Raw genomic sequence first — 17,691 nt, 5'->3', positions numbered from 1 at the left:
GGCGGGACGGCTAACCCCTACTCCCCACAAGAATCATCCTCAAATTGTGCAACGCGGGTTTACCCGACCCGCCCGAATCTTATAGTTATAGCGATCGCACTTGATATTAATCGAAATCGTCCAGTCCAGGCCTGGGCATAGATGCCAATTTTTTCTCATCGTCTAGGGGCAGAAAGAAAATCGTCAGCATACCGGGAATCACAGCCAGCGCGCTCATCAAAAAATAATTTTGATAGCCGAGACTCGCCTGCAAGTAGCCGCTAAAAACGCCCGGAATCAGCACTCCTGCGGCCATAAAAGCCGTTGTAATTGCATAGTGAGATGCTTCGTATTCAGGGCGGACAGTCCGCATCAAGAACACTGTATAGGCAGCTACGCCAAGTCCGTAAGTAAATTGCTCGATCGAGTTTACGGCATAAGCCCATTCAATCCCCGGTTGATGGATTGCCAACAGCCAATACAGCACGTTAGTTGAATTTTGCAGAATAGCCGTGGGCCACATCCATTTTTTCAATCCTTGTTTAGCAATCAAATAGCCGCCCAGCAACCCTCCTATTAACAGAAACATTACCCCTAAAGTACCGGATAATAAGCCCATATCCGACGTAGAAACTGCTAATCCTCCTTTCTCAACTTTATCCATTAAAAATGGCGGAGCCATTTTAAACGTCAAGGCATCGCCTAACCTAAAAATTAAGACGTAAGCCACAATCCAACCTATTTTATCTTGCTGAAAATAGGTTTTGAATGCTTCGACAAAGCTGGTTGTTTGTTGGGGTGCACCGGATTCTAGATCGTAATTTCTAGGATAGGGAAGATACCACCGCTGAAAAAGATATATCAGCACAAACATAATCGCACAAATACCAAAGGCTGTCGCCCATCCGTAGTTAAGCGCCGACACGCTAAAATCCGAACCGAAAAGTGACAGTGGAATGTTTTGATATGTTTTTGTGTCGCCTGTATTTCCAGTGACTAAATGCTGTTCGGCCAGTTTCCCCGCTAAGAACACCAATAAACCGCTACCGGCAATGACAGCACCTCTATAAGCCGTGTTGCGAACCCCGACAAACAAGGCTTGCTGGTCTTTATTTAGAGTGTTTAAATAAAATCCGTCAATGGCGATGTCGTGAGTAGCTGACACAAAGGCGATCGCGGTAAAGATAACAAGCGATATAATAATCGGTGCCGGCGTTAATACACCAAAAGCCAGGAAAGCAAACAGAAAAGCACAAAGGATTTCGGTTGTTAAAATCCATTTGCGTTTGGTGGAATACAAATCAACAACTGGCCCCCACAAACCTTTTAAAACCCAAGGAAAAGACAAAAGACTTGTCAATCCGATCAATTCGTTGCTGGTTCCCATACCTTTCAAAAAAATCACCGACATTAAATTAACGACGGTGTAAGGGAGACCTTGAGCGAAGTATAATACTGATACCCACAATCCAGCGTTATGCTTTTTTTCCATTGCAGAGATATTTTACCTAGTTACTTATTTGATTTACTGAGTGCGATCGACAATTCCGGTCAATTCAACCCCTGGCATCACAGTATATGCCATTCCGATGCCAGCGGCAGCCATATAAATAGTGCATTTTAGCATCATTCTGACTCACAAATGTTTTCATTTTTGGAATAAGCCTGCAAAAGATGTTCTCCGTTAAAACTTAAATCTTGCACCATTGTCAAGAACAGGCAAGATGCCTGTTCCACAAAGAGTGTATTTCTTGTGGAACAGGCATCTTGCCTGTTCCTAAACAAGTAATTGACAATGGTGCAATATCTCAGTTAAAATGAACGAGGTAAGCGCGAACATTCTTGTCCCAGTCAGAAGTGTCATAAGTTCGCAGCAGTTCCAAAGCACTTTCTTCTATCTGATATGCAGTTTTTGGACTATTCACCGGACGTTCGGGACTGTCAGGATTAACAACAATTAAACCTGCATCTAGAAACTGATGCACCGTTTGGCAGCGCACAGTTTCCCGCGTGTTTGGTGTATATTTTTTACTGTACTCCTCCTCCATAAATTCCATAATTGGTGTGATTCCCCGAAGTGGAGATTTCGCCAATTCCCAAGCATCCTTTGGCTTGAGGTCAAGCAAAGCCAGAAGGGTTAAGGCGGAACGTTCGTTAAGCTGACCTTTTGGAAAACCCAGCGCTGCAAGTATTTCTAGAGATTCATCAATACGGTTCTTGATTGTGATTGGGCTATTTTCTAACGGATTTGTCGCCTTCAGCAGTTGTCTCTCGACAAGTTGATCAATCTCCCGCTGTGTAGGAAATATTTCTCCTATTTGAGCGCCAAGTAACAGTAATTGCTCTACATTAGGATACTTCAAATTGCGTAAATCCGTAGCATTAACTTGAGTGTGTCCGTTGAACAGTCGAAAAAACGCATCTACCAAACTCGAATTTAGATAAACGGCCAATCCCCGCGCTAGGGTGAGGTCTAATCCGCGTCCCTGTTGGTGAAAGTAATTCAAATGGTTCTCAAAACCAACGCGAGAACTATTAATTTTATGGGCATCCCAGACAACTGCAACAATTCGCTTTTTCTCTTCCTTTGAGGAGAAGCGCTTGCTCAAAACATAATGTTCGTTAGGTACGAGGAGTGTAGCAGTTTTTTCCGTGACAGCTAAAGCTTGATGCTTTCTCGTGGCTGTGGGATATTCAACACCGCCCGTGGAGAAGTGGGCGGGATAAATCAGCGGAACTGTACCGTTCTCAGGTTTTAGCCGCAAGTCAGAGCGAACACGAAAATCTACAACTTTTCCGGTGGAAACTGTTAAGCCTAATTCCTCTAGGGTGCAAGTAAATTGAGCCATTTGCTCGACTACTTTCTGGCTGACAGAATCCGGTAAAATCCGAATAAATTGCTCGGAATCATTGGGATTAATTAGGGCGGTATAGGGCAGTTGGTGAGATAAAATCAGGTCATCGCCCGCGCTGCTGCTTGAGGTAATTAGTACAGTATTTGGCTGTTCTATTTGTTTGGTGGCGCGCACAATAATAGTTTCTTGCAGCACTGCATCATCGCGAAATGGCAACTGTCGGGATTCAAAGATGTGTAGTTGGCGTAAAGCCATCATTTGAAGGAATACTTTGCGGAAATCTCGAAAGTATAAACCGTTGCAAAAGCTGCGGGGAGTAATCGACACTAATTCACCGTTTGGTTTGAGCAGGTGAGCAGCAGCAACTGTAAAGCCAGCGTAGAGATTGCTGGTTTCTAGTCCTATAGAACGCAGCAAGGTTCGGGCTTGGGATTTAGCGTCTATTTTGGCATAGGGAGGATTGATAATTGCATGGGTAAATTCCCGTTTTACTGGTTGTGTAAATAGATTGGGCTGCAACATATCGGCGCTGTCTTGAATAAAATCTATTTCGCGAACCTCACAGGTAAAAGATATCCCAAAACGCTGACATTCAATACTGCACAATTCTAAGGTTTGCTTGAGGTATTCAATCAAAATAATGTCAATTTCATAAGCTGTAACGTGCAGGCTGTGCGGTTTGTTTGGGCGCTGACAAAGTTCGCAAACAACGGCTGCCAACAGTGAACCAATACCAGCCCCGGCATCTAAAAGCGATATATCGGGACAGTTAAATTCAAACATTCCCGCCATCAAACTTGCGACTGAGGAAGGTGTTAAAAATTGTCCTTTTTCTCCTCTCTGGCTTTGCTGCAACTTTCGGGTTGCTTCTTGGCGCCAGCTATCTACTCGATCGAGTAAATTGCTGGCAGTTGAGTAGCTGTTACCCGGAAGGGCTAGGGTTTGAAAGTGCGGTATTATCATTTGTTCAAAAAGTGCGTTAGCGAAGCCCTCGAAGAGGATCGCCTGTTCAGTGTATTTTCGCCTAAAATTGCACCGATGTGCGAAAATGTCAAGCGCACTAGAAAATATATAACTTATCCAAAAGTATGTTGACTGTTCATATAGCTAGATCGGGAGGTAGCTAACGATGACACAAACTGAAACCAAGCGTTATGATTTTACTTAAGTATCTAGGCCTAAATCATGACAACTATCAACTGGAATGAAGTTTTAGATAGTATTTCAGAGAATGCAGAAGAGCCAGAAGTCGAAGATCGATTTGTCAAACGCCTTCTAAATGCACTTGGATTCACATCTGATGAGTGGGTACAACAGTTTAAAACAGGGAAGGGTCAGGCTGATTTTGCTGCTCGCAAGAATCACGATGAGGATAAATTTTCAGTTTCTAAGATTAACCCATACTTAATCATTGAAGTTAAAGGGAGAGTATCAGGAAAGTCAATCAATAACTTAGCAGAAGGTACTCCCACGTACAAAAAAACTAAAGAACAGATAACACGTTATCTTCTTGATCCTAAGTGCCAAACATCTCAATGGGGTATGATCACTAACTCAACAGATATCCAGCTATTCCGTAAACATGGTAAAATCGTATTGCCTGCTACTGACTGCATGAGGATAACCAAAGATAATATCATTGAGATTATTACTAGACTTAAGAAATTGCTGGAAAATCCACCCCAAGCTTTAACAATTTGCATCTATAATGATAAGGGAGGCGTGGGAAAAACTACAACGACAATCAACTTGGCTGCGATTCTTCGACTACAGCAGAAAAAAGTGCTTGTTGTTGACTTCGATCCACAACAAGGAGATTTAACAGATTCATTAGGCTTACAGGAGGGAAAAGTCAAATTATCGGATTGTCTGGTTGATGAATCATTGAATGTTAAAGAAACTATTCAACCATTTTATCTAAAGAATAAAGCTGGTCAATTAGTTAAGATGTTTGATGTAATCCCATCTGATTCAGGGTTATCTAAGTTCATGACTTATGAGTATGAAGCAAAAATTGAGAAAAGTTCAGCAAGGCTACGAGATTTACTTGATATTTTTGTTCGTAATTATGATTACATCTTAATTGATGCACCTACGAACTGGACTTTTTTTAGTAAAAGCTGTGTAATAGCTTCTGATGTAATCCTCATGCCAACAGAACACAATAACTTTTCATCTTTAAAAAATGCTGCTAAAGTGATTAAAGTATTCTTACCTGAAGTTAAGAAGCTTAGGAAGGACGGTGGCCCTATTGCCTTGCCGATATTTTTCAATAAACATAAAGAAACAGAGGCTTCACTCAAAAGAGCCAATGCAGAAATTAAAGCAATTCTTACAGTTAAGAAAGGAGATAATTATCTTATAGATACTAATTTGTTACCCTATTATTGGCCTAAATCTACAAAAACGGTGATTGACCCAACTATATTCTGTATTCCAGAATATGAAGTTGTTTCTACTGCAGCTTTTTCTCGAAAACCAGCGGTTTTTCAACACAAAAAAGCCGCTGAATATTACTTAAAATTAGCGAAGGAGTATTTTTTGTATGAGTAATTCTGAGAACATCGGTAAGTTAATGCACTTGAAGTTATCTAAAATTGAGTCAGCAGAACCCTGCTCTGAGTCAGAGTTTATCATTGCTGGAGCCGCCGAAGCCGTCTTACAAGCAGGTAATCGCAATTGGATTCCGATTATCGTTAAAGAAACAGGCGACTATCAGTATCAAGTTGTGAGCAATCACTTTGTCTATGCTGTAGCTCAACAAGCCAAATTAGATTTAGTATGGTGTATTGTCATTGACCCAAAACCATCAAATATTGAACAAGCGAAGATTCTAGCGCGAGAAGCAAATCCCACAGTCAATCTGAGTACAGCATCAAAAGATACTATTATAGCTGCACTTGAATACTTAGTTAAAGAACAGAAGTGGAAGAATGTAAAACCAGTTGAAGCTGCCAATAAAATTTTAGCTTCTAACCGGGAGCAATGGTCAGATTTTATCCCTCTGACTAAGCTACCATGTGGTTTGAGTAAGGCGAGATTAGATTGTATTACTAAAGTGTTTTCTATATCGCCACCACCACCACCACCGCCACATCCTGAAGCGGTTAGCGTGAAACGTGCATCAAGAGATGAGATTTTCGATCGCCTCAATTACTTATCAACTAATAAAATAGGCGGCTTTGAAAATATTGATGCCGAAAAAACAGCAGATGCTATTTTCAACGCAAATAAAGGCAAGTGGAAAAGCCTAACTCCAATTGCCAAACTTGAACCCGGCCTTGATACAGCCAAAATGAAAATCATTAAAACCCTATTTAGCCTGTAAAACTATGTTAAGTGGTGTAGCGGATTCAATTTACTGGCTCAACCGCTATATTGAAAGATCGGAAAATATCGCCCATTTTGCCGAGGTCAATTTTAATCTCATTCTCGACTCTCCCAGCGGTATTACTCAACTATTTACCGATCTGCCCACTTAATGTACCATTGTGCGAAAATGTCAAGCGGACGCTCAAACCAAAAGTCCGTAAAGGACTGTTAAACGCTCTCTCACACATTTCTGATGCGAAATACCAAAACATTCTTTTTGTCAAGCTTGTTCCTGATTGGCTTAACAATTAGTTTTCTGCTGACTCCTGGTTGGTTCTCCAACTTCCCATCCCGCGCTAGCGCAACTATGTCCCCGCAAACCCAAACCGCCGAATTTCGCGCTTTCTGGGTGGACGCCTTCAACCCCGGCTTCAAAACTCCTCAAGAAGTCACAAAATTGATCGCAGACGCGCAGCGGGCAAATGCTAACGCGATCGTCGCCCAAGTCCGCCGCCGTGGCGATGCTTTTTACACGAGTGCGATCGAACCCCGCACCCTCGATCCCAACGTTCCTGCAGGTTTCGATCCCCTGCAAGATTTGATTGACAAAGCCCACGCCGCAGGCATTGAAGTACACGCTTGGATGGTGACGCTGCCGGTGGTTTCGGGCACCAAAATTCCCGCCGGTCACGTTTGGCAACAACACGGGCCTTCTGCCCCCGGCAGCGACAATTGGGCAATGCTGACTTACGGTGGGGAAGCCCAAGGCTATCTCGATCCCGGCCATCCAGACGCCGTAGATTATACTGTTTCCGTCTATTTGGACTTGCTGAAGCGCTACGATGTGGACGGCGTACAGTTGGATTATGTGCGCTACGGCGGGCCGACTTGGGGCTACAATCCCACTGCGATCGCCCGTTTCAATCAGCAAACAGGTCGATCGGGCAAACCCGCACCCACCGATCCCGCGTGGATGCAGTGGCGGCGCGATCAGGTGACAAATTTAGTGCGGAAGCTTTATGTAGAAAGCCTCGCGATTAAACCGCGTGTTAAAATTACTGCCGCCACGATCGCCTGGGGAGACGGCCCAGCAAACGAGGCAGGGTGGTATCAAACGCAGCCTTACAAAGAAGTATTGCAAGATTGGCGCGCTTGGCTCGAAGAAGGGATCGTAGACATGGCGATGCCGATGACTTACCAGCGCGAGTACAAACGGCAGCAAAAACTCGCTTACGACAACTGGATCGAGTACGCCAAAGACCACCAGTACAACCGCCAAATTGCGATCGGCCCCGGCAATTACCTCAACTACATCGAAGACACTCTAGGCCAGATTCGTCGCGCCGAAGGGCCTTCTGCGAAAGGGAATAACCTAGCGGGTACGGTGCTGTATTCCTACGCTAGCAGCAACGTGTACACGAATGTGGAACTGCGATCGGGCGGCAGCGGAGATTTGCCCCGCCAGCCTTGGAAATACGTTCCCCAAAGCAACGATTTGTTCTATACCGCGCTGTCGCAGCCGAGTCAATACGTTGATGCTGCGACGGGCAAAACCTATGAAACTCAGCCTGTGTGGGCGACAACCGCAGCCGTTCCCGATATGCCTTGGAAGTCGCGGCCGACTACAGGTGCGATCGCCGGAAATTTGCAGCGGTGCGCTCAAACTTGCGACAGTGCGAGCTTGACATTGCAGTCGATCGATGATATTGGCGCGGTGCGTCAACTGCGCGCCGATGGTAAAGGATGGTTTGGGGCGATCGAGCTTTCTCCGGGAACTTATCAGTTGAAAGTTGACGGTAGTCAAATTCAACAAACAGTTAATGTTGTCGCCGGTGACGTAACAAAAATCAATCTCGGAGCATCTTAACTGCTTTACTCGTTACCAGGCTCTGCCTGGTAACGCAGATCCGGAGGCTGTGCCTCCAATTTCCATAAAAGCTTGCGAGGCAGAGCCTCTAGATATCGGTTTCCAGGCAGAGCCTGGGAACCAGTTAATATCATAAGCTAAAATAAAATCATTCCACATCAAATTATAAATTTATCAATCGAGATATGCTAACAACAGAAGCTGCTTTCACGCTCCGTAAATGGACAGTTAAAGAGTATCACAAGCTGGGAGAGATGGGATTTTTTCACCCAGAGGAACGAGTCGAATTACTTTCAGGAAATATCATCAAAATGAGTGCAAAAGGAACTGCTCACACCTCCGCTTTAGGGCGTACAGATAGCTTGCTGCAATACCTTTTTAGAAATCTTGCCTGGGTACGTATGCAAGATCCGATCGCCCTTGATGACAATTCTGAACCCGAACCAGATATTGCCGTAGTCAGAATCGATCCTTTTGACTATGCGACTCACCATCCGACGCCCTCAGAGGTATATCTAATTATCGAAGTGGCAGACAGCAGCTTAACTTTCGATCGCGAAATTAAAGCTAAAATTTATGCGCGATCGGGAATTGGCGATTATTGGGTGCTAAATGTGGGCGAAAGACAACTGCACGTTTTTCGAGAACCTGCGGAAGATGGGTATCAAAGCGAGGTTATTCTGGGAGAAAGCGCGATCGTTTCTCCGTTGCAATTTCCTACTTTTAATATCGCCATTCAGGCAATGTTGCCACCAATTATGCCATAGGTGCGCGCTGCGAAATTAATAATTTTTATTAACCGCAGAGGGCGCAGAGGGCGCAGAGAGAGAGGCAAGTATTTAATCTGTTTGTAAAACCGCCAACTATTTTGAATTCATCGGCAATTTTATTTGCCTAACAAATCGATACAATAAATCTAATAATCGCAGTCGGTTTTAACCGACTTAAGCTTTGAGCCAGGGGTTTAAACCCCTGGCGGACTGGCGAAATGGCGACATATTTACTGACAACATCTTTAAGGACTGAAGTCGTTACTACAAACCTAATCGCTTTCCAGAATGCTTGCGAGCAAAGCTTGCTGAGCGTGCATCCGATTTTCTGCCTGATCCCAAACGCGCGATTGACTGCCTTCTATCACTGCATCGGTAATCTCTTCATCCCGGTGTGCGGGCAAACAGTGCAATACAATTGCATTCTTATCTGCTAACTTCAGCAATTGTTCGTTTACCTGATATGGTTCAAACAAAGGAATCCTGATTTTTGCTTCCTCTTCCTGTCCCATACTCGCCCAAACATCAGTATAAATCACTTGAGCATTCTTCACAGCAGCTTCTGCGTCCGTCGTCACCGTAACTTCGGTTTTTCCCTGAGCAATATTCTTAGCTTTTTCCACTATCTCAGCATTGGGTCCGAAATCTTGAGGGCAAGCAATTCTTACATTCATTCCCGTCATTGCACAGCCCAACATCAGCGAATTAGCCATATTATTGCCATCGCCCAAATAAGTCAGGGTCAATCCTTCTAGCTTGCCAAAACACTCTTTTACTGTCATTAAATCCGCCAGCACTTGACATGGGTGTTCGTCATCTGTCAGCGCATTAATCACAGGAATTTTCGCATAGTTGGCAAAAGTTGCTAAATCCTTTTGCTCAAACGTCCGAATCGCCAAAATGTCTAAATATCTGTCTAAAACCCTGGCTGTATCTACCAAAGGTTCACCGCGGCTGACTTGGGTAACGTTGGGATTAAGGTCAATGACTTGCCCTCCCAATTTATACATTGCTACCGTAAAACTTACCCGCGTTCGCGTTGAAGCTTTGGAAAATAACAAGCCGAGAACTTTATTGCGTTTCAGCTTGACCATTCCCGATTTTAAACTGGCTGCTAGATCCAGCAAATAATTTAATTCGTCAATGCTTAAATCTGCCAGACTTAATAAATCTCGCCCTTTTAAGGAATCCATGCTTTCCCCCACACACAAATTTTTAACTTTGTCTTAAATCTTAGCCCGCAGAGGCTGGTTTTGTTTCTGTAATCCCTAGTTGACTCCGCCCAAAAACGGATACCGTGCCACGTACACTCATGAGGGTCGATATTAAAATTTTAGACTAAAGTTCAAGCTCCCACATTCAATGCTGCAAGTAAATCTAAAATCTAAAATCTAAAATCTAAAATCGACTGACCTCTGCGGGTAAGGTTTATGCGGGCAATTGCTCGATCGCGCGATCGATCGAATCGCAACCTTGTTCAACCGTTTCTACCACAGCCAACACGCCCCGCAATTCCCCAGCGCCGGGGAAACCCTTAGCATACCAGGTTAAGTGCTTGCGCGCTTGGCAAACACCGCTTTCACCTTTATATTCCCACAAAGCCCGCAAATGTTCCTTAGCACATTCGAGACGTTCAATTGGTGTCGGAGCTATCTTTTCCACACCAGTTTTCAAGAAATAATCAACTTCTCCCACCAAAAAAGGATAGCCCAAAGTTCCCCGCGAACACATCACTCCATCTGCACCGGTTTCTTCCAGACATCGCATTGCTGCTTCTACTGAAAAAATATCCCCGTTAGCAATAACTGGAATCGATAAAACTTCTTTCACGCGGCGAATCCACTCCCATTTTGCCGGGCCGGTGTAACCTTGCGATCGAGTGCGGCCGTGCACGGTAATCATTTTTGCTCCCGCATCTTCCATCCGCTTGGCAAATTCCAAAATATTAATTTCTTTGTCAGTCCAACCAATCCTAGTTTTAACCGTGACAGGAACATCTACCGCTTCCACAACAGCCCGCACAATTGCCTCGGCTGTTTCCGGATCTCGCAGCAGGGAAGAACCACCGCCGTTTTTAGTAATTTTGTTAACCGGACACCCCATATTAATATCAACAGTATCCGCTCCTTCTGCCACTGCTTTCTGGGCCGCTTCTGCCAAGAAATCCGGCCGGCAGTCAAACAATTGAATGCTAATCGGGCGCTCGTTCGGGTCAACTTCCATAATTCTCGGTAATTGCTTCACGTAGTGCAAACCCGTAGCGTTTACCATTTCCGTGTACATCATCGAATCCGGCGCGTAGCGGCGCACCAGGCGGCGAAATACCAAATCGGTAACGCCGGATAATGGCGATTGCAGGACGCGACTTTTAACTTCAAAATCGCCGATTTTGAGCGGAGTTGCTAACCTTTCTTTTAATTCGGGAGATAGAGCAAGCATAGTCGATCGCACTTTAATTCTAATATCTGTATATTATACTACACTTCCGATAGTTGACAGTTGTTAATTATATTTTTAGCCGATTATTGAGTGACAGCTAAAAGTATATTTAACCTGACCGCAATGCCTATTTTACACATCCAGATCGCCCGAATTTGAATATTGTGAAACCATGGCCCAAACGCCAACGCCGACTACAGTTAAATCTCTGTGGCGCTTCGATCTATCTATGGGGTGTGACCATTAATGAGGGATCTACCTACTAAGACTGTTGCCCAAGTCATATTTTTATTGTTTAATTCTGCCGAATGCTCTGACTGCCTTCTGTTCCGGCTGCCTTCAGACGATTAATGCTTAAATTTATTGGGATTATGCAAAAGCCGTACATCAGATCGTTTTAAACTACAATTGGTTGATTCCTGACGACGCCGATCGAACATTAAAAAAATTGTAGAGAATTCCTATGGACGCCGCAGCACTCTGGCAACGCTATCAAGACTGGCTTTACTATCACTCTGGATTGGGACTTTACCTCGATATCAGCCGCATGGGATTCGACGACGCTTTCGCAGCAGCACTGAAGCCCAAATTTGACAAAGCTTTCAAAGACATGGCAGCTTTGGAAGCAGGTGCGATCGCCAATCCCGACGAAAACCGGATGGTGGGCCACTACTGGCTGCGAAACCCCGATTTAGCTCCGACTCCAGAATTAAAACAAGAAATAGTCGAAGGCATAGCACAAGTCGAAGCATTTGTCAAGAAAGTTCAAAACCGCGATATTAAACCGCCCTTTGCTCCGCAATTTACCGATATAATCTCGATCGGCATCGGTGGTTCCGCCCTCGGCCCCCAATTTGTCTCCGAAGCTTTATCCCCAGACATTCCGCCCCTAGCAATACATTTTATCGACAACACAGATCCCGCCGGGATCGATCGCATCCTCAACAAAATCAAAGACAAATTAGCCAGCACCCTAGTAATTACTATCTCCAAATCCGGCGGCACCCCCGAACCCCGCAACGGCATGATCGAAGTTCAAAAAGCCTTCGCCGCCGAAAAACTGGATTTTGCCAAACAAGCAATTGCCATCACCGGAGTTGACAGCCAACTCGACAAATTAGCCAAATCCGAAGGCTGGATTACCACTTTTCCAATGGCAGATTGGGTGGGAGGACGCACTTCCGAATTGTCAGCAGTCGGACTTTTGCCAGCAGCTTTGCAAGGCATCGACATTCGGGCGATGCTCGACGGCGCTAAAGTCATGGACGAAGCTACCAGAACCACCGAAATCAAACATAATCCCGCCGCCTTGTTAGCAATGTCCTGGTATTTTGCTTGCAACGGACGTGGCGAAAAAGATATGGTAGTTTTGCCGTATAAAGATTCACTGCTATTGTTCAGCCGCTACTTGCAGCAATTAGTCATGGAATCGATCGGCAAACAGGAAGATTTAGACGGCAACACAGTTCATCAAGGAATCGCAGTTTACGGCAACAAAGGCACCACCGACCAACACGCCTACGTCCAGCAACTGCGAGACGGCGTGGCGAATTTCTTCCTAACATTTATCGAAGTTTTGCAAGACAGGCAAGGCATTTCCCCAGAAGTAGAAACAGGCGTCACTTCAGGAGATTATTTGTCTGGTTTGTTGCAGGGAACTCGACAAGCTTTGTATGAAAATCACCGAGATTCCATTACTGTCACAATTCCCCAAGTCAACCCGGAGACAGTAGGAGCATTAATCGCCCTCTACGAAAGAGCCGTAGGTTTTTACGGTTCCTTGGTGAATGTCAATGCCTATCACCAGCCAGGGGTTGAAGCAGGCAAAAAAGCAGCCGCTGCTGTATTAGATTTGCAGCAACGGGTACTGCAAGTGCTCAAAGACGCCCAAAAACCTCTTTCTGTATCAGAAATAGCCAAAAAAGCCGGAAGACCAGAGCAAATCGAGACAATTTACAAAACTCTGCGGCATTTGGCAGCAAACGGGCGCGGCGTAGCTTTGGAGGGCAAATTAGGACAACCGGCTACTTTAACTGCAAGTTATACACAGAATTAAACAGTAGAATTAAACATTAAAAGTGAAATTAGTCACTTTTAATGTTTAATTTTTAATTCCCCCATGCCATTAACTATTCTGGTTGCTGACGACGATTTCGCGACTCGGTTGTCAATTACCGATTATCTAGAAATTATCGGATACTCTGTAATCGCTGCTGAGAACGGCAAAGAAGCTTTGGGCTTGGTAGAGGAATTTGGGCCTCACTTGATTGTTACCGACATTACAATGCCCGAAATGGATGGCTACGAATTCGTGCGGCGAGTTCGGACTCGTCCCGCTTTCCGCTTGCTGCCGGTGATTTTTTTGACGGAACGCACGAGCACGGAGGAACGGATTCGCGGCTATCAGATGGGGTGCGACAATTATCTGGCTAAGCCTTTTGAACTCCAGGAATTGGGGGCGGTTATTCGCTCTTTGCTCGATCGCTACGCTCTAATCGCTCAGGCACCCTCTCGTTCCCCCGAACCCGAACCCACGCCAACAGAGGCACGCAGCAGAGCCAATGACAAGCCAGAAGCAGATTTTTTAACTCAAAAGTCATACACAGGCGATTCCCTACGGGATAGCTCCGCTTCACGGGCATCTCCCAGCCAAAATGCTCCGACTTTGACTCAGCGAGAGCGACAAGTGCTAGATTTGCTGACAGAAGGTCTTTCTAATATTCAAATAGGCTCCACACTCCACCTCAGCCCTCGAACGGTCGAAAAGCACGTCAGCAGCTTGTTCAGAAAAACCGACAGCAACAACCGAGCAGAACTCGTTCGCTTTGCGATGGAACACCATTTAGTCAGATAACCGCCAACGCGATCGGGCAAGAAAATTACCTCCACTTACCCCGCTGAATAAATAACATCATGGTCAACAATTACTTAAAAAATCAGAAAATTCTATATGCTGCAGCATTAGCAGCTTCCATACTTTTCTGTATTGCCATGACATCAATGGGAATTACCAAGTATTACAGCGTTTTACAGGGTGGAGACAACTATAACGATTTCCCTACGAGCGGTTTCAGCCTCATCCGACTTCTGATTAACGGTTCCTACTTGATAGCAACAGTTACATATATTATTTGGTTAATTCAAAAAAAACAGACAAGTTCCAGCTTTCTAGACATTTGCAAGTATGCAATCCCCTTTCTGGCACTTGCCCTCATAGCTTATCCCCAAAGCAGTGACATTTATATGTACCTGCATTACGGAGCGATGAGCTTACAAAACATTAATCCTTATTTGAATAATGCCCATACCTTAATTTCTAACGTATCTCCCTTCCTCCACTGGGGGCAAACTTCTACCTACGGCCCCGTTTCTTTATTCTTTTTTGCCCTATCAGCACTTGCTGTACCAATTAGTCCTTTACTAGCCGTTTATATTTTTAAAATAATCTGCGTGTTGGTACACGCGCTCAATGCCTACTTAATTTGGCGATTGCTAACAAATGCTGAATACCGTAACCTCATAACACTGGCCTATTTAGTCAATCCCATGCTATTGAACGAGCAAATAGCTAATGCTCACCTTGACGTTCTTCTTGCCAATACATTGATCGTTTTAATAGGATGTATTTATTACCAACGTTATGTTTTTGCAATTTTAGCAATTTGGGTAGGTTTTTTAGTAAAAACCTTACCTATAATTTGGCTACCCTTAGTTGTTGCTTTCCTCTGCAAGCAGCGTCGGTGGAGAGATTTAGCAGCATCAGTCTTGCTTTCTTTATTAATTATCGCGGTGCTCACTTATACATTTATGCCCACAGTTTCAGCTTGGAGAAGTCTTTTAAATCCGGGAACCGCCGGAGCGACCGCTCGATCTTTTCACCATGCGATCAATTTATTTCTGATTTTTTCGCCAAATGTAAGTGTTGAAATTAGGGAAAGTATTCTATCATTCCTCAAATATTTTGCGTATTTAAGCTGGATTGTTTACTATGCAGGGACGTTAATTAAATCATTCTTCCGCAAAAAAGATTCGGAAATTAATTTGGTATCAGATATTGGATGGACGACTCTCACTTTGTTTTTGTTTGCTACACCTTGGCTAATGCCTTGGTATCCATCTATTTTGCTGCCAATTGCTGCTTTGAGTATCAATTCTCCCCATTTTGTATTGACAAGTTTAACTTTTTCGTTGTCACCCAGTCTCATTTTGGGAGCGGGATCGGGAACAACTGTGATCTCCCTAGTTACGAGTTTTGTTAGCGTTGTCCCCCCTACAGCATGGCTAATATTCGGGCGGAAAAAGGCACTTTTTTAATTTAAATTGATTGCTGGCCGCCAACTCTTAATTTTTCTTGACCGATGACGTACTCCAACAAACCCGCTTGAGCGTCCAGCAGCAAATCAATTACTCGATCAAATCCCTCCGGGCCACCGTAGTAAGGATCTGGCACTTCTTTAAGGTCGTATTTCTGGCAAAAATCGCACATCAGCCGCACTTTATCTTTATACTTTCCAGCCGCATCCAGGGCAAGAATATTGCGATAATTATCCCTATCCATCGCCAGAATCAAATCAAAATTCTCAAAATCTTTCCTTTGAAATTGGCGGGCTTCGCCTAACAATTCAATGTCTCGCTTCCTCGCCGCCAATGCCATCCGCCTGTCAGGGGGGCTGCCAATGTGATAGCTAGCAGTTCCGGCAGAATCGCAGGTGATGCGATCGCTCAAACCAGCTTGTTCAATTAAGTGATTCATAATATTTTCTGCTGAGGGCGATCGGCAGATATTTCCCAGGCAGACAAACAATAATTTATAAGACATTTAATTGATAATTAGTAATTGGTAATTTTTAAGGGGAAAGAAGAAATAAAATTTTTCCTTTCCCCTTTTTCCCAAAGTCTCGTGCTTGAGAGAAATCAATCAGTCATTAGCTATAGAGCCCTTTTTAAACACAGATAGCTAATAACTAATGACTGATGACTAATGACTAACCGAAACCGGGGAGATTCAGTCCACCGGTGAGTTCTTCCATTTTCTCCCGCATCGTCATCGTAGACTTAGCGTAAGCATCCTGCATCGCCACCGTGACGAGTTCAGAAACCACATCAGCACCTTCACCGAGGGCATCCGGTGAGATTTCCACGCGGCGGGGTTCTTGGTTGCCGCTGAGAAAAACCTTAACCAAGCCACCGCCGGCTGTTCCCTCAATTTCCATGACATCCAACTCTTCTTGGAGCTTTTTAGCTCCTTCTTGAACCTGCTGAGCTTTTTTGAAAGCTTCAGTCAGTTCTTTCATTTTTCCCAGGCCGAAGCCAAATCCTTGTCCTGATTTTGTCATAACTACTTTTTGATGGTGTGTGGGCTGGCAGTCTGCCGTTTCCGTATTACTTCAATGATGCCTTAGAAGGGAAACTCTCCCAGTATTCTAACTTCTGGCTCCAACAACAGCGACCACCGCTGTTCGACTTGCTGTTGAACGTGGCGGATCACTTGAAAAATATCATTGGCCGTTGCCGACCCGCAGTTAAGAATAAAATTAGCATGACGCTGAGCCACTTGTGCGCCGCCGATCTGATATCCCTTCAGTCCCGCTTGTTCGATGAACCAACCTGCCGTCTTGGGGCCGGGGTTACGGAAGACTGAGCCACAGCTCGGTAAGTGGTAAGGTTGAGTTGTCCGCCGCTGGCTGAAATGGTCATTAGTTTCTGCCATTACTTGCGATCGATCGAATCCCGGCTGCAACTGGAAAGTCGCTTCTGTTACTAGCCGATCGCCCCCTTGCAGCACCGAAGTCCGGTAGCGGTACTCCAACTCTTGGGGAGTCAGAATTTCCACCTGGCCGCCGGGAGATAGGACGCGAGCATTGACTAGAATATCAGCAGTACAGCCTCTGTGAGCGCCTGCATTCATCACCACAGCCCCTCCCACCGTACCCGGTATGCCGACTGCCCATTCTAGACCTTTCCAGCCCCGTTTAGCCGCCAACCAAGCGAGGCGGGGAATTGACTCCCCCGCCCCCGCTGTAACTTGACCTGTTTCTGGGTTAAAATTCACCTGTTTGAGGTAGCGAGTGCCGACGACCAAACCGGACAAACCCCGATCGCTCACCAACAAATTAGAACCCGCACCCAGCAGAGTCACCGGCACCCCTTCATCGTGTGCCCAGGCAAAACTCGCTTGCAAAGCCTCCATACTGCGGGGAGCAACGTACCACTCGGCCGGGCCACCGACTCGGAAGGAAGTCAGCCCCGCCAGCGAAACTTGGGAGTTAATCTTGCAATCAGTTCCCCGCAAAGAAATAGGAGAATACACTCGCCGATTGTCCTTAACAGAGGAGTCATTCGAGATAGTCACCATCTTGAAAATCCTTAAAAATACCTTCGCTCGAAGACGTGGTTGAAAATCCATTTAGCTAACTTATGTCGCCCCTTTGAGCGAGCAGTCCGACAGAAGTTTCGGCACAACGTGCAA

General features: G+C 45.0%; 14 protein-coding genes and 1 pseudogene. 8 read left to right on the top strand and 7 right to left on the bottom strand.

All coding sequences use genetic code 11. From position 1 onward, the window contains the following. Nucleotides 1–106: 106 nt before the first annotated feature. Complete coding sequence (locus QT987_RS11200) at nt 107–1,471, bottom strand: MFS transporter (protein WP_333239801.1); 1,365 nt, start codon at nt 1,469–1,471, stop codon at nt 107–109. A gap of 316 nt (nt 1,472–1,787) precedes the next feature. After that, nucleotides 1,788–3,797: an Eco57I restriction-modification methylase domain-containing protein gene (locus QT987_RS11195; protein WP_333239799.1), complete on the bottom strand. Its 2,010-nt coding sequence runs from the start codon at nt 3,795–3,797 to the stop codon at nt 1,788–1,790. A gap of 222 nt (nt 3,798–4,019) precedes the next feature. Here QT987_RS11195 and QT987_RS11190 point away from each other — a divergent pair, with 222 nt between their 5' ends. The 5 genes and pseudogenes from QT987_RS11190 (at nt 4,020) to QT987_RS11170 (ending at nt 8,780) form a co-directional block, all read left to right on the top strand. Next, nucleotides 4,020–5,387 (top strand): AAA family ATPase, encoded by a 1,368-nt coding sequence (locus tag QT987_RS11190; protein WP_333052917.1) that lies wholly within the window; start codon nt 4,020–4,022, stop codon nt 5,385–5,387. Next, nucleotides 5,380–6,162 carry a hypothetical protein gene (locus QT987_RS11185; protein WP_333239797.1) on the top strand — a complete coding sequence of 261 codons (783 nt, stop codon included), beginning with the start codon at nt 5,380–5,382 and terminating at the stop codon, nt 6,160–6,162. Before QT987_RS11190 ends, QT987_RS11185 begins: the two co-directional genes overlap by 8 nt. Before the next feature lie 4 nt (nt 6,163–6,166). After that, nucleotides 6,167–6,307: pseudogene (locus QT987_RS11180) on the top strand (alpha-E domain-containing protein); the annotation flags it as partial. A 92-nt stretch (nt 6,308–6,399) separates the two neighbouring features. Next, complete coding sequence (locus QT987_RS11175) at nt 6,400–8,013, top strand: family 10 glycosylhydrolase (protein WP_333239795.1); 1,614 nt, start codon at nt 6,400–6,402, stop codon at nt 8,011–8,013. Between the two features lie 185 nt (nt 8,014–8,198). Beyond that, nucleotides 8,199–8,780: a Uma2 family endonuclease gene (locus QT987_RS11170; RefSeq protein WP_333239793.1), complete on the top strand. Its 582-nt coding sequence runs from the start codon at nt 8,199–8,201 to the stop codon at nt 8,778–8,780. Between the two features lie 275 nt (nt 8,781–9,055). Here the strand turns inward: QT987_RS11170 and argF are convergent, their stop codons facing one another. Both argF and dusB read right to left on the bottom strand, forming a co-directional pair. Next, nucleotides 9,056–9,976 (bottom strand): ornithine carbamoyltransferase, encoded by a 921-nt coding sequence (gene argF, locus QT987_RS11165; RefSeq protein ID WP_333052921.1) that lies wholly within the window; start codon nt 9,974–9,976, stop codon nt 9,056–9,058. A 235-nt stretch (nt 9,977–10,211) separates the two neighbouring features. Further along, entirely contained in the window at nt 10,212–11,222 is a 1,011-nt protein-coding gene (dusB, locus tag QT987_RS11160; protein WP_242724764.1) for a tRNA dihydrouridine synthase DusB, read from the bottom strand. 463 nt (nt 11,223–11,685) lie between these two features. Here dusB and QT987_RS11155 point away from each other — a divergent pair, with 463 nt between their 5' ends. From QT987_RS11155 to QT987_RS11145, 3 genes are all read left to right on the top strand, one after another. Next, nucleotides 11,686–13,278, top strand: a complete 1,593-nt coding sequence (locus QT987_RS11155; protein ID WP_333239791.1) for a glucose-6-phosphate isomerase — start codon at nt 11,686–11,688, stop codon at nt 13,276–13,278. A gap of 63 nt (nt 13,279–13,341) precedes the next feature. Beyond that, entirely contained in the window at nt 13,342–14,076 is a 735-nt protein-coding gene (locus QT987_RS11150) for a response regulator transcription factor (RefSeq protein WP_333239789.1), read from the top strand. 59 nt (nt 14,077–14,135) lie between these two features. Next, nucleotides 14,136–15,536, top strand: a complete 1,401-nt coding sequence (locus QT987_RS11145; RefSeq protein ID WP_333239787.1) for a hypothetical protein — start codon at nt 14,136–14,138, stop codon at nt 15,534–15,536. Nucleotide 15,537: 1 nt separating this feature from the next. On the opposite strand, the gene QT987_RS11140 is transcribed toward QT987_RS11145, so the two are convergent. The 3 genes from QT987_RS11140 to murB form a co-directional block, all read right to left on the bottom strand. After that, the gene (locus QT987_RS11140) at nt 15,538–16,041 is read right to left on the bottom strand and encodes a low molecular weight protein-tyrosine-phosphatase (protein ID WP_333239785.1); all 504 of its coding nucleotides are present in this window, start codon (nt 16,039–16,041) and stop codon (nt 15,538–15,540) included. A gap of 166 nt (nt 16,042–16,207) precedes the next feature. Further along, complete coding sequence (locus QT987_RS11135) at nt 16,208–16,558, bottom strand: YbaB/EbfC family nucleoid-associated protein (protein ID WP_006634273.1); 351 nt, start codon at nt 16,556–16,558, stop codon at nt 16,208–16,210. A 62-nt stretch (nt 16,559–16,620) separates the two neighbouring features. Further along, nucleotides 16,621–17,577 (bottom strand): UDP-N-acetylmuramate dehydrogenase, encoded by a 957-nt coding sequence (gene murB / locus QT987_RS11130; RefSeq protein ID WP_333239783.1) that lies wholly within the window; start codon nt 17,575–17,577, stop codon nt 16,621–16,623. Nucleotides 17,578–17,691: the final 114 nt, after the last annotated feature.

This window comes from Microcoleus sp. SVA1B4, assembly GCF_036700545.1.
Lineage (GTDB): Bacteria > Cyanobacteriota > Cyanobacteriia > Cyanobacteriales > Microcoleaceae > Microcoleus.
Note: the sequence above shows the minus strand (reverse complement) of the source record. Positions and strands in the feature narration are given on the sequence as shown.